The organism is Pseudothauera rhizosphaerae (assembly GCF_004801305.1).
Classification (GTDB): Bacteria; Pseudomonadota; Gammaproteobacteria; order Burkholderiales; family Rhodocyclaceae; genus Pseudothauera; species Pseudothauera rhizosphaerae.
The window spans coordinates 1-12,502 of record NZ_SSOD01000006.1 but is presented as its reverse complement, the minus strand read 5'-3'; the positions used below and the strand labels follow the sequence as shown (position 1 = coordinate 12,502).

Annotated in this window: 10 protein-coding genes; 4 read left to right on the top strand and 6 right to left on the bottom strand. The window is 67.5% G+C overall.

Translation table 11 applies throughout. The annotated features are described in order from the left end of the window. Window positions 1–5 precede the first annotated feature (5 nt). From E6O51_RS08880 to E6O51_RS08865, 4 genes are all read right to left on the bottom strand, one after another. Window positions 6–308: an acylphosphatase gene (locus E6O51_RS08880; RefSeq protein WP_136384635.1), complete on the bottom strand. Its 303-nt coding sequence runs from the start codon at window positions 306–308 to the stop codon at window positions 6–8. Further along, window positions 301–1,992 carry a SulP family inorganic anion transporter gene (locus E6O51_RS08875; RefSeq protein ID WP_136384843.1) on the bottom strand — a complete coding sequence of 564 codons (1,692 nt, stop codon included), beginning with the start codon at window positions 1,990–1,992 and terminating at the stop codon, window positions 301–303. The genes E6O51_RS08880 and E6O51_RS08875 overlap by 8 nt, the downstream gene beginning before the upstream one ends. A 149-nt stretch (window positions 1,993–2,141) precedes the next feature. Next, window positions 2,142–4,292, bottom strand: coding sequence for a methionine--tRNA ligase (gene metG / locus E6O51_RS08870; protein ID WP_136384634.1), 2,151 nt, complete (start codon window positions 4,290–4,292; stop codon window positions 2,142–2,144). Between the two features lie 77 nt (window positions 4,293–4,369). Then, complete coding sequence (locus tag E6O51_RS08865; protein WP_136384633.1) at window positions 4,370–4,930, bottom strand: OmpA family protein; 561 nt, start codon at window positions 4,928–4,930, stop codon at window positions 4,370–4,372. Window positions 4,931–5,089: 159 nt separating this feature from the next. Between E6O51_RS08865 and apbC the strand changes: the two genes are divergently transcribed. The 3 genes from apbC (at window position 5,090) to E6O51_RS08850 (ending at window position 9,250) form a co-directional block, all read left to right on the top strand. Continuing rightward, on the top strand, window positions 5,090–6,181 hold the full coding sequence (gene apbC / locus E6O51_RS08860; protein WP_136384632.1) for an iron-sulfur cluster carrier protein ApbC: 1,092 nt from the start codon (window positions 5,090–5,092) through the stop codon (window positions 6,179–6,181). 109 nt (window positions 6,182–6,290) lie between these two features. Beyond that, window positions 6,291–6,857 carry a dCTP deaminase gene (gene dcd, locus E6O51_RS08855; RefSeq protein ID WP_136384631.1) on the top strand — a complete coding sequence of 189 codons (567 nt, stop codon included), beginning with the start codon at window positions 6,291–6,293 and terminating at the stop codon, window positions 6,855–6,857. Window positions 6,858–7,000: 143 nt separating this feature from the next. Next, window positions 7,001–9,250: an arginine/lysine/ornithine decarboxylase gene (locus tag E6O51_RS08850; RefSeq protein ID WP_136384630.1), complete on the top strand. Its 2,250-nt coding sequence runs from the start codon at window positions 7,001–7,003 to the stop codon at window positions 9,248–9,250. 51 nt (window positions 9,251–9,301) lie between these two features. Here E6O51_RS08850 and E6O51_RS08845 read toward each other — a convergent pair whose 3' ends face one another. Continuing rightward, the gene (locus E6O51_RS08845; protein WP_136384629.1) at window positions 9,302–9,808 is read right to left on the bottom strand and encodes a dihydrofolate reductase; all 507 of its coding nucleotides are present in this window, start codon (window positions 9,806–9,808) and stop codon (window positions 9,302–9,304) included. Beyond that, on the bottom strand, window positions 9,805–10,599 hold the full coding sequence (locus E6O51_RS08840) for a thymidylate synthase (RefSeq protein WP_136384628.1): 795 nt from the start codon (window positions 10,597–10,599) through the stop codon (window positions 9,805–9,807). The genes E6O51_RS08845 and E6O51_RS08840 overlap by 4 nt, the downstream gene beginning before the upstream one ends. Window positions 10,600–10,740: 141 nt before the next feature. Here E6O51_RS08840 and E6O51_RS08835 point away from each other — a divergent pair, with 141 nt between their 5' ends. Then, window positions 10,741–12,135 (top strand): hypothetical protein, encoded by a 1,395-nt coding sequence (locus tag E6O51_RS08835; RefSeq protein ID WP_136384627.1) that lies wholly within the window; start codon window positions 10,741–10,743, stop codon window positions 12,133–12,135. The last annotated feature ends 367 nt before the right edge of the window (window positions 12,136–12,502 follow it).

Sequence of the window (12,502 nt, the reverse complement as noted above, 5' to 3'; positions counted from 1 at the left end):
TCCGGTCAGGCACTGGGCAGCACCCGGAAGGTGTCGTCGGCAGGCGCCTCGGCGGCGCTGATCTCGACATGGTCGACGCGCGCTGCCCGTGGCCCCCGGCGCGCCCAGGTTATGAACTGTTCGACGGTCGCCTGCGGCCCGGCGACCAGGGCCTCGACGCTGCTGTCGAAGCGGTTGCGCACCCAGCCGGCGAGCCCCAGGCGCAGCGCCTCGGTGGCGGCGCTGGCGCGGTAACCCACGCCCTGCACGCGGCCGACGATCAGCAGCCGGTGGGCGACCACCGGTCCGGGTGCCCCCGCCTCAGGCATAGGAAACCTCCGGCTCGTGGCCGCCGGTGCGCTGGGCGCGGATCAGCGCCTCGGTGAGGTTGGCGGCGACGTTGGCGGCGCCCAGGCGCTCGAAGAAGCCGGAGCGCTGCACCAGGGAAGCGGGCTGGGCGTTGAGGTCGCACAGGATCAACTCCGCGCCGCGCTTGCCCAGGTTGCGGTGCAGGGTCTGCAGGATGTCGAGGCCGGTGGTGTCGATGTTGATCACCTTTTCCATGTCCAGGATCACCACGTCCGGGTGGCCGTGCTGCGTCAGCAGCAGGTTTTCCAGCTTGTTGGCGGCGCCGAAGAACAGGCTGCCGTATACACGATAGGCGAGGATGCGCGGCGTGCCGTCCTCCCGCGACAGCGCGGCGACGCCGTAGTGGTCCTCCAGCGGGATGCGCTCGATGCGGGTCAGGTCCGACATGCGCCAGATGAAGAACAGGCTTGCCAGCACCATGCCCAGCTCCACCGCCAGGGTCAGGTCGAAGACCACGGTGACGAAGAAGGTGCCGAGCAGGATGGTGCGGTAATTGACCGAGTAGCGCGCGAGTTCCTTGGGCGCGAAGGCGTGCCATTCGCCCATGTTGATGGACACCACGACGACGATGGCCGACAGGGTGGCGAGCGGAATGGCGCTCGCCAGCGGGGCCAGCGCCAGCACCACGGCCAGCAGCACGCCGGCGTGCAGGATGCCGGCCACCGGGGTGCGGCCGCCGGTGCGGATGTTGGTGGCGGTGCGGGCGATGGCCCCGGTGGCGGCGAAGCCGCCGAACAGCGGCGCGGCCACGTTGGCGATGCCCTGGGCCATCAGTTCTTGGTTGGGGTCGTGGCGGTCGTCGATCTGGCTGTCGGCCACGCGGGCGGAGAGGAGCGACTCGATGGCGCCCAGCAGGGCGATGGTGACCGCCGGGGCGATCAGCTTGCCCAGCGTGGAGAGGGAGAGTTCCGGCAGGCCGAAATCCGGCAGGCTCTGGGGGATGCCGCCGAAGCGGCTGCCGATGGTGTCCACCGGCAGGGCGAACAGGGCATTGAAGACGGTGGCGATGATGAGCACCGCCAGCGGGCCGGGGATGCGCCGCATCCAGGCCACCTTCGCCGCCAGGCGGTTCCAGCCCAGCAGCACGGCCAGCGAGACCACGGCCAGCAGCACGGTGGGCACGCGGAGGGTGTGTAGGTGGCCGGCCAGGGTTTCCATCTTGGCGAAGAACTCGCCCGGCAGGTTGTCGATCTGCAGGCCGAGGAAGTCCTTGATCTGGGAGATGAAGATCACCACCGCGATGCCGTTGGTGAAGCCGATGACCACCGACAGGGGGATGAAGCGGATCATGTTGCCGAGCTTGAACGCCCCCAGGGCGAACAGCAGCACGCCGGACATCATGGTGGCGATGAGCAGGTTCTGCACGCCGTAGTCGGCGACGATGGCGTAGATGATGGGGATGAAGGCGCCGGTGGGGCCGCCGATCTGCACCCGCGAGCCGCCCAGCACGGAGATCAGGAAGCCGGCGACGATGGCGGTCCAGATGCCGGCCGCCGGGCTCATGCCGCTGGCGATGGCGAAGGCCATGGCGAGCGGCAGCGCCAGCACGCCCACGGTGATGCCGGCGGAGAGGTCGGCGGTGAAGCCCGCCCGGTCGTAGCCGGGCAGGGTGTCAAGCAGCTTGGGGCGAAACGAGATCATGATGCCTCCGAAGGTCTTCCAGCGGGATGCGCATGCGGGCGGGAACGGCACGGGCAATTCGCCCGAAGCCGTCACGCTGATGCGCGATCCAGCGCTTGGAAGCGGTCAGAGGCATGAAAGCGCGAGTTTCTGACGGGGGCCTGACGCGCGGTTTATTTGACCCGCATGCCGGGCTCGGCGCCCGCGTCCGGCGACAGGATGTAGAGCCCGCCGGTCTGGCCGTCGGGATCGGAAGCGGCCAGCACCATGCCCTCGGAGAGGCCGAACTTCATCTTGCGCGGCGCGAGGTTGGCGACCATGACGGTGAGCCGCCCGACCAGCGCGGCCGGGTCGTAGGCCGACTTGATGCCGGCGAACACCTGGCGCGGCTTCGGGTTGCCGGCTTCGTCCGTCTCGCCGATGTCGAGCTGCAGACGGATCAGCTTGTCGGCGCCTTCCACGTGCTGGGCGTCCACGATGCGGGCGATGCGCAGGTCCACCTTCGCGAAGTCGTCGATGGAAATGTGCGCGGAGGCAGTCTCGGAAGACTGGGCGGCGTGCTGCTGCTTCTCCGCATGGCGCTGCTGGGAATGGGGCGCGGCAGTCTTGGCGGACTCGGCCGGGGCCAGGGATTCCCGGTTGGCTTCCAGCAGCGCGTCGATCTGCTTGCGCTCCACGCGCGTCATCAGGTGCCGGTAGTCCCTGATGGTGTGGCCCGCGGGCAGCGGATGCCAGCCGGCGTTCCAGGTCAGCGCTTCGATGGCGAGGAAGTCCTCCACCTTGGCCGCCAGCGCCGGCAGCACCGGCTTCAGGTACAGGGTGAGGTCGCGGAACAGGGTCAGCGCGGTGCTGCACACGGTGTGCAGATGCTCTTCGCCGCCTTCCTGCTTCGCCAGTTCCCACGGCTTGTGGTCGTTCACGTACTGGTTGGCCAGATCCGCCAGGCGCATGATCTCCCGCAGCGCGCGGCCGTAGTCGCGCTCCTCGTAGGCGCGGGCGATGATGGCGGCCTCGTAGGCGGTCTCGAATTCGCCGGTGGCGCGCGGGTCGCTGGCGCCCAGCTTGCCGCCGAAGCGCTTGGCGATGAAGCCGGCGCAGCGGCTGGCGATGTTCACGTACTTGCCCACCAGGTCGGAATTCACCTTGGCGATCAGGTCGTCCAGGCTGAGGTCCACGTCCTCCATGGTGCCGTTGGACTTGCTGGCGAAGTAGTAGCGCAGCCATTCCGGGTCCAGCTTCTGCTCCACGTAGGAGCGCGCGGTGATGAAGGTGCCGCGGCTCTTGCTCATCTTGGCGCCATCCACGGTCAGGAAGCCGTTCACACAGAGCTGGGTGGGCGTGCGGTAGCCGGCGAACTGCAGCATGGCGGGCCAGAACAGGGCGTGGAAGTAGAGGATGTCCTTGCCGATGAAGTGCACCATCTCGGTGGCGGCGGCCGCGGCGCGGGTGGCGTCCGTGTAGTCGTCGACGGCCACGTCCCCGCGCTTCTCCGCGTAATGGCGGAAGCTCGCCAGGTAGCCGATGGGCGCGTCCAGCCAGACGTAGAAGTACTTGCCCGGCGCACCGGGGATCTCGAAGCCGAAGTAGGGCGCGTCGCGGGAGATGTCCCAGTCGGAGAGCTTGTTCTCCCCTTCCTCGCCCAGCCATTCCTTCATCTTGTTGGCGGCCTCGGCCTGCAGGCGGCGCTGGCCCGCGGCATTGGTGCCCCGCGTCCATTCGCGCAGGAAGGCCACCGAGCGTTCGTCGGAGAGGCGGAAGAAGTAGTGCTCCGAACTGCGCAGTTCCGGCTTGGCGCCGGACACCGCGGAGTAGGGGTTCTTCAGCTCGGTGGGGGCGTAGGCCGCGCCGCACACCTCGCAGTTGTCGCCGTACTGGTCGGCCGCGCCGCACTTGGGGCATTCGCCCTTGATGAAGCGGTCCGGCAGGAACATGTTCTTGACCGGATCGTAGTATTGCTCGATGGCGCGGGTGTCGATGAAATCGGCCGCCTTCAGCTTGGCGTAGAAGTCTTCCGCGTAGGCGCGGTTCTCCGTGCTGTGGGTGGAGTGGTAGTGGTCGAAGGCGACGCCGAATTCGGTGAAGTCGCGCAGGTGCTCGCCGTGCACTCGGTCGATGAGCTGTTCCGGGGTGATGCCTTCCTTCTCGGCGCGCAGCATCACCGGCGTGCCGTGGGTGTCGTCCGCGCACACGTAATGCACCGTGTTGCCGCGCATGCGCTGGAAGCGCACCCAGATGTCGGCCTGAATGTAGCCCACCAGGTGGCCGAGGTGGATGTCGCCGTTGGCGTAGGGCAGGGCGTTGGTGACGAGGATCTTGCGGGACATGATGTTGAGGGATCAACCAAAAGTTGAATCTTAACAAACGCGGGGGCCCGCCCGCGGCCCTTTCGGTTGCCTGCAGTTCAATACAGCGGGCGCAGGATCAGTTCGACCCGCCGGTTGGCGGCCCGGCCTTCGGGCGTGCCGTTGTCGGCGACCGGCTCGGCCTCGCCGCGGCCGTCCGCGGACAGGCGCAGCAGGGCGATGCCGCGGCTGCGCAGGTGCTCCATGACCGCCTCGGCTCGGGCGATGGATAGTTGCAGGTTGAAAAGCTCGCTGCCCATGCCGTCGGTGTGGCCGATGACGTGGACGGCCGCCAGGGGCTGGCTCTGCAGCACGGGTGCGATGCGGTCGAGCTTGCCGGCGAGTCCGGCCCGCAGATCGGCCTCGCCGGTGGCGAAACCCTCGGCCGCCGGAATGGCGAGCTTCAGCGCGCCGTCGTCGCGGGGCGTGAGGGAAACGCCGGGCAGGGCGCCCAGGTCGCGCGTCAGCGCGGCGCCGACTTGCGCCCAGTCTATGGCCGGGCGGGGTTTGACCTCGGTTCCGCGCGCAGCGGGCGCAGCCGGGGCGTGGGGCGGGGTGGCACAGGCGGCGAGCAGGGCGGGCAGCAGGGCGAGACAGAGCAGGCGGCGGAAATTCGGCATGGGAACTGAGGGTCGAAACAAGGCGAGGGATGTTACCGCGTCGCGCCCCGGACGAAGAAACCCTGCCCACGAAGAGGGTGAGCGGCATCCGGCGCTCCGGTATCATCGTGCGCATCGCGCCCGCCGCGGCGGGCCTTCCAGATTCCGAGGACAGTGCAAATGAGCGTAAGCGTCGAATCCGTCAACGAAGCCCTGAAGTCCGTGCTCGATCCGAACACCGGCAAGGATTTCGTCACCACCCGCTGCATCCGCAACCTGGCGGTGGAGGGCAGCCGGGTGCGCTTCGAGGTGGAACTGGGCTACCCGGCGAAGAGCCAGATCGAGCCCATCCGCAAGCTGCTGACCGACGCGGTGGCCGCGCTGCCGGGCGTGGAAGGCGTGGACGTGGCGGTGCACAGCAAGATCGTCGCCCACGCGGTGCAGCATGGTGTGAAGCTGCTGCCCGGCGTGCGCAACATCATCGCCGTGGCCTCCGGCAAGGGCGGCGTGGGCAAGAGCACCACCGCGGCCAACCTGGCGCTGGCGCTGGCCGCCGAGGGCGCGCGCGTGGGCATCCTGGATGCGGACATCTATGGTCCGTCCCAGCCGCAGATGCTGGGCATCGGCCACGAGCGCCCCCAGTCGCTGGACGGCAAGAGCATGGAGCCGCTGGAAGCCCACGGCATCCAGGCCATGTCCATCGGTTTTCTGGTGGACGTGGAGACGCCCATGGTGTGGCGCGGGCCGATGGCCACCCAGGCGCTCAACCAGTTGCTCAAGGAAACCAACTGGAAGGACCTGGACTACCTGGTCATCGACATGCCGCCGGGCACCGGCGACATCCAGCTCACCCTGTCCCAGAGCGTGCCGGTGACCGGCGCGGTGATCGTCACCACGCCCCAGGACATCGCCCTGCTGGACGCGCGCAAGGGGTTGAAGATGTTCGAGAAGGTGGGCGTGCCCATCGTCGGCGTGGTGGAAAACATGAGCATCCACATCTGTTCCAACTGCGGCCACGAGGAGCGCATCTTCGGCGCCGGCGGCGGGCAGAAGCTCTGTGCGGACTACGGCATCCCCTTCCTGGGGGCCTTGCCGCTGGACCTGCAAATCCGCGAACAGGCCGACGGCGGCACCCCCACCGTGGCGGCCGACCCGGACGGGCGCATCGCCGCGATCTACCGCGAGATCGCCCGCAAGGTGGCCGTGCGCGTGGCCGAAAAGGCCAAGGACATGACCCACAAATTCCCCAGCATCGTGGTGCAGAACACCTGAGCGAGGGCGCCTGAAACAGCGCTTTCGATTCGGCTGCGCTTGCCCTACACTACGCGGATTTTTCAGCGCCGGCCCCGTGCCGGGCACGCAGCCAAGGAACCCGCGCCCGATGTCCATCAAGTCCGACAAGTGGATCCGCCGCATGGCAGAAGCGCACGGCATGATCTCGCCGTTCGCGCCCGAGATGGTGCGTGCCAACGAGCACGGCAAGATCGTCTCCTACGGCACCTCCAGCTACGGCTACGACGTGCGCTGTGCCAACGAATTCAAGATATTCACCAACATCAACTCGACCATCGTCGACCCCAAGGACTTCGACGCGCGCAGCTTCGTCGACTTCACCGGCGACGTGTGCATCATCCCGCCCAACTCCTTCGCCCTGGCGCGCACCGTCGAGTACTTCCGCATCCCGCGCAGCGTGCTCACCGTGTGCCTGGGCAAGAGCACCTATGCCCGCTGCGGCATCATCGTCAACGTCACCCCGCTGGAGCCCGAATGGGAAGGCCACGTGACGCTGGAGTTCTCCAACACCACCCCGCTGCCGGCCAAGATCTACGCCAACGAGGGCGTGGCGCAGATGCTGTTCTTCGAGTCGGACGAGGTGTGCGCAACTTCCTACAAGGACCGGGGCGGCAAGTACCTGGGCCAGACCGGCGTGACCCTGCCCAAGATTTGAGCGGGCGGGCGCCGCGGCAGGCAGGAATCCGGGGGCCGGTTCGGCCCCCTTGTGCTTTTCGGCAGTAACGCGACGGCAAACACCACACGGGTATCATGCCCACTTTCCTGCTCCGCACCCTGGGGCAGATGCTGGAGAGAAGGATGCGCTTCCATTTTCCGGTCATCATCATCGACGAGGATTTCCGCTCCGAGAACGCATCGGGACTGGGTATCCGCGTGCTGGCGAAGGCCATCGAGGACGAGGGCATGGAGGTGCTGGGCGTCACCAGCTACGGGGACCTGACCTCCTTCGCCCAGCAGCAGAGCCGCGGCTCGGCCTTCATTCTGTCCATCGACGACGAGGAGTTCTCCTCGCCCGAGGCGGCCGAGAACGCCATCGCCGGGCTGCGTGCCTTCGTCGAGGAAATCCGCTTCCGCAACGCGGACATCCCCATCTTCCTGCACGGCGAGACGCGTACCAGCCGCCACATCCCGAACGACGTGCTGCGCGAACTGCACGGCTTCATCCACATGTACGAGGACACGCCGGAGTTCATCGCCCGCTACGTCGTGCGCGAGGCCAGGAACTACCTGGATTCCCTGGCCCCGCCCTTCTTCCGTGCGCTCACCCACTACGCCGCGGACGGCTCCTATTCCTGGCACTGCCCGGGGCACTCGGGCGGCGTGGCCTTCCTGAAGAGCCCGGTGGGGCAGATGTTCCACCAGTTCTTCGGCGAGAACATGCTGCGCGCCGACGTGTGCAACGCGGTGGAGGAACTCGGCCAGCTCCTCGACCACACCGGCCCGGTGGCGGCCAGCGAGCGCAACGCCGCGCGCATCTTCAACTGCGACCATCTGTACTTCGTCACCAATGGCACGTCCACGTCCAACAAGATGGTGTGGCACACCACGGTGGCGCCCGGCGACATCGTCGTGGTGGACCGCAACTGCCACAAGTCCATCCTCCACTCCATCATCATGACCGGTGCGGTGCCGGTGTTCCTGACGCCGACGCGCAACCACTACGGCATCATCGGGCCGATTCCGCTGGCCGAGTTCTCCATGGAGAACATCCAGAAGAAGATCGAGGCCAACCCTTTCGCCCGCGAGGCGAAGAACAAGAAGCCGCGCATCCTGACCATCACCCAGTCCACCTACGACGGCGTGGTGTACAACGTCGAGACCATCAAGGAATTGCTGGACGGCCGGATCGACACCTTGCACTTCGATGAGGCCTGGCTGCCCCACGCGGCCTTCCACGACTTCTACGGCGACTATCACGCCATCGGCGCGGACCGTCCGCGCTGCCGGGAGTCCATGGTGTTCTCCACCCAGTCCACCCACAAGCTGCTGGCGGGCTTGAGCCAGGCCTCGCAGATTCTGGTGCAGGACTCCCAGACCCGCAGGCTGGACCGGGACATCTTCAACGAAGCCTATCTGATGCACACCTCCACCAGCCCGCAGTACGCCATCATCGCCTCCTGCGACGTGGCCGCGGCGATGATGGAGCCCCCCGGAGGGCCCGCGCTGGTGGAGGAGTCCCTTGCGGAAGCGGTCGAATTCCGCCGCGCCATGCGCAAGGTGGAGACCGATTTCGGCGCCGAAGACTGGTGGTTCAAGGTGTGGGGGCCGGAATACCTCGCCGAGGAAGGCATGGGCAGTCGCGAGGACTGGATGCTGAAGGCCGGCGAGCGCTGGCACGGCTTCGGCGACCTGGCGGAAGGCTTCAACATGCTGGACCCCATCAAGGCCACGGTGATCACCCCGGGGTTGGACGTGGAGGGCGACTTCGCCGCCTGGGGCATCCCGGCCGGCATCCTCACCCGCTATCTCGCCGAGCACGGCATCATCGTGGAGAAGACCGGGCTCTACTCCTTCTTCATCATGTTCACCATCGGCATCACCAAGGGGCGCTGGAACACCCTGGTGACCGAGCTGCAGCAGTTCAAGGACGACTACGACCGCAACCAGCCCCTGTGGCGCGTGATGCCGGATTTCATCGCCAAGCACCCGCGCTACGAGAAGGTGGGCCTGAAGGACCTGTGCGCACGCATCCACAGCTTCTACAAGGCGCGCGACGTGGCGCGCCTGACCACCGAGATGTATCTGTCGGACATGGTGCCGGCGATGAAGCCGGCCGATGCCTTCGCCAGGATGGCGCACCGGGAGATCGAACGCGTGCCCATCGACGAACTGGAAGGCCGGGTCACCGCGATGCTGGTCACCCCCTATCCGCCGGGCATTCCGCTGCTGATCCCGGGCGAGCGCTTCAACGCCACCATCGTGCGTTACCTGCAGTTCGCCCGCGACTTCAACGCCGCCTTCCCCGGCTTCGAGACCGACATCCACGGCCTGGTGCGCGAGGAAAACGGCGAGCTGAAGTACTACGTGGATTGCGTGCGCCAGGACTGAGCGGAGTCCAGGCTTGCAAGAGGGAAGGGCCGCCGCGTGCGGCCCTTCGATTTACTCCCCGCGGATGCGGCGGTAGGTGACGAAGTCGAAGCCGAACTCGTTGTCCGCATCGGCCTGGCGCGACTCGCGCGCCAGTTCCTCGAACTGCGGGCGGTCGAATTCGGGAAAACGGGCATCGCCCTCCACGTCCGCCCACACCTCGGTGAGCATCACCGTGTCGGCCTGGTCGATGAGCTGGCGGTAGAGGTCGGCGCCGCCGATCACGAACACCCTCTCCGCGCCCTTGGCCGCGGCCAGCGCGGCGGCCGGGCTGGGGAAGCGCTCCGCGCCGGCCGCCTGCCAGGCCGGATCGCGGCTCACCACCAGGTTGCGCCGTCCCGGCAGCGGGCGGCCGAGGGATTCCCAGGTCTTGCGTCCCATCAGCACCGGGTGGCCGGTGGTGACGGCCTTGAAGTGCGCCAGGTCCGCCTTCAGGCGCCAGGGCAGGGCGTTCTCGCGCCCGATCACGCCGTTGCGCGCCACCGCCGCGATCAGCACCAGTTCCGGCCGCCCGTTCATACCGCCACCTCCGCCTTGATGTGGGGATGGGGGTCGTAGCCTTCCAGCGTGAAGTCCTCGAAGCGGAAGGCGAAGAGATCCTTCACGTCCGGGTTGAGCCGCATGGTCGGCAGGGCGCGCGGCTCGCGTCCGAGCTGCAGGCGGGTCTGCTCCAGATGGTTCAGGTAGAGGTGGCAGTCGCCGCCGGTCCACACGAAGTCACCCGCTTTGTAGCCGCACACCTGCGCCACCATCTGTGTCAGCAGCGCGTAGGAGGCGATGTTGAAGGGCACGCCGAGGAAGATGTCCGCGCTGCGCTGGTAGAGCTGGCAGGACAGGGTGCCGTCCGCCACGTAGAACTGGAACAGCGCGTGGCAGGGCGGCAGCGCCATGTTGTTCACCTCGCCCGGATTCCAGGCCGACACCAGATGGCGGCGCGAATCGGGATTCTTCTTCAGCCCTTCCACCAGTTGCGCGATCTGGTCCACCGTGCGCCCGTCGGCGGCCTCCCAGCGCCGCCACTGCTTGCCGTACACCGGTCCCAGGTCGCCGTTCTCGTCCGCCCAGTCGTCCCAGATGGAGACGCCGTTCTCCTTCAGGTAGCGGATGTTGGTGTCGCCCTGCAGAAACCACAGCAGCTCGTGGATGATCGAGCGCGTATGCAGCTTCTTGGTGGTCAGCAGCGGGAAGCCCTCCGCCAGGTTGAAGCGCATCTGCCAGCCGAATGCCGACAGGGTGCCCGTGCCGGTGCGGTCGGTCTTGCGATGACCGTGCTGCAGCACATGCCGCATGAGTTCGAGGTACTGGCGCATGAATTGATTCCTGTGTGCGGAAGTCCCGATTTTAGCTTGGTCTGCCCATGCTAACCTGCCCCGATTGACAATCTGGGGTGCAGCGTGCCGGCCGGCGGTCCCTGCCGTCTACCCGGTACCCGTCATGCGGGGAGCTTGCAGATGGAAAAGGAAACGCACCCGGCCGGCAACGACGGGCGTCATGAGACCGCCTGGCGCACGGAGATGGCTGCGCCGGGCGTCAGTCACGCCATTGCGGGCCTGCAGGCCGTGGCTGCCTCGCTGCGCGGCCTGGCGGTGCCGGATCAGCTTCCTGCCGGCGCCCGCCTGGCGCTGATCAAGCAGCTCGAAGACGATGCACGCGACAGCATCGCGCGCGTGCTGGCCGAGCCGCAACGCATTCCCGTGCATGGCATGGCCGGCTGGGCGCGCTTTGCCGACGAAGTGTGCGCGGTGTTCGGCGCCCTGCTCGATGCCTACGTCGGCCTGTCCGCATCCAACGATCTGCCCGCAGACGGGCGCGCCGAGGTGGATGTGCGGCTGGCGGGTGCGGCCGCCCAGCGCGTGAAATGGGAGGTGCTGTCCTGCGGGCCGGAGCATCCCGCGTTGTGGCGCTCCCTCGGGGCGGTGTGGGCGCACGCCGGGGAGCGCAGCGCGGCGGCCCGCGAGTGCCTGCGCGCGCTGGCCTACTTCAGCGGCGGCCTGGACCAGTTGCCCATTGCCTCGGTCATCGCGGCCGATCGTCTGATCACCCTGGTGCTCCCCCACCTGGATCTTGTGCGCAAACCGGAGGCCGGCGTGCCCTATCTGTTCGCGCCGGCTTCCGGCCTTGCGCCGCGGCGCATGGTGCAGGGCGGCGATCTGCCCGAGGGCGGGCGTTATTTCGCCACCCGCGTGGCGGCGAAAATCCTCGCCGGCCTCGCCGCGCAACTGGCCCACGGCGTCGTGCCGGCCGGATTGGGCGCCGCCCAGACGGACGATGTGCTGACCGTGGCGGTGCAGACCCTGCTGCGCCAGTGGTCCGACCGGCCGCCGGTGCGGCGCTTCCGCCGCCATCTGCTCGACGGGCGGCTGACCGCTGTGTGCGGGTTCGAAGAGCTGAAGAAGCTGATCGGCAGCGGTGCCCGTCCGGCCGGACGCGACTGGCTCATGCACGACGTGTGCCGCGGCGGTGTTGGCGCCCTGGTGTCCGCGGCTGCGGCAGGCGAAGTCCAGGCGGGCGACCTGGTCGGTCTGCGGGCGGCCGAGAGCGAGACCTGGCACCTGGGTATCGTGCGGCGCAAGCGGGCAGCGGGCAGCGAACGGCTGGTCGGGGTCGAGACGCTGTCGCAGAAGCCCGAGGTCGTATCCGTCGATGACGGCCGCCGTGCCGCGGAAGTGCTGCTCTGCGACCCCATCCTGAAAGGGGAGGCCGTGCGCCTGTTGGCCCCCCTCGACACGTTGACCGCCAGTGTGCCCCTGTTCCTCACCTTCAAGGGCACGATACAGAAGCTCAAACCCTTGGACGCCGTCGCCTGCGGCGGCGATTTCGAATTGCGCGTCTACCAGGTGCTTTGAACGGGGCGGTCGGGGGCGAGGCGGCTCCCGACCGTGGTTCGTGCGAGCGTTGGCCGCAGCACCCTTCTCCTTGATCCTGCGAGCTTTTCGGGGCGCGCCATGGGGGTTTTCCTTCGAGGGCGGAAAATTTCTTCCATCGGGGCATTGACAGTCCATTCGAGGTCTTTATAATTCGCGCCTCTTTGGCGCTGTGGTGCGGTTTCCGGCGGTGCTGGAGGCGGCGAGCGGGGTGGGGGAGGAAGCGGTACTTCCGGTGTCTGGGTGGTGAGTTGGGGCGCTGGAGGGGGTTGACGGGAGTAGTTGTATGGGTCAAACTTTCGCTTCTTCGCTGCCCGCGCAGCGGTTCTTTAAAAACCTGGACAATCGA

Bases quoted from the DNA above. Each gene is read 5' to 3' on its own strand.
- metG (WP_136384634.1), bottom strand. From the start codon at position 4,292: ATGTCCCGCAAGATCCTCGTCACCAACGCCCTGCCCTACGCCAACGGC.
- apbC (WP_136384632.1), top strand. From the start codon at position 5,090: ATGAGCGTAAGCGTCGAATCCGTCAACGAAGCCCTGAAGTCCGTGCTC.
- E6O51_RS08865 (WP_136384633.1), bottom strand. From the start codon at position 4,930: ATGCCGAATTTCCGCCGCCTGCTCTGTCTCGCCCTGCTGCCCGCCCTG.
- E6O51_RS08840 (WP_136384628.1), bottom strand. From the start codon at position 10,599: ATGCGCCAGTACCTCGAACTCATGCGGCATGTGCTGCAGCACGGTCAT.
- dcd (WP_136384631.1), top strand. From the start codon at position 6,291: ATGTCCATCAAGTCCGACAAGTGGATCCGCCGCATGGCAGAAGCGCAC.
- E6O51_RS08850 (WP_136384630.1), top strand. From the start codon at position 7,001: ATGCGCTTCCATTTTCCGGTCATCATCATCGACGAGGATTTCCGCTCC.
- E6O51_RS08835 (WP_136384627.1), top strand. From the start codon at position 10,741: ATGGAAAAGGAAACGCACCCGGCCGGCAACGACGGGCGTCATGAGACC.
- E6O51_RS08880 (WP_136384635.1), bottom strand. From the start codon at position 308: ATGCCTGAGGCGGGGGCACCCGGACCGGTGGTCGCCCACCGGCTGCTG.
- E6O51_RS08845 (WP_136384629.1), bottom strand. From the start codon at position 9,808: ATGAACGGGCGGCCGGAACTGGTGCTGATCGCGGCGGTGGCGCGCAAC.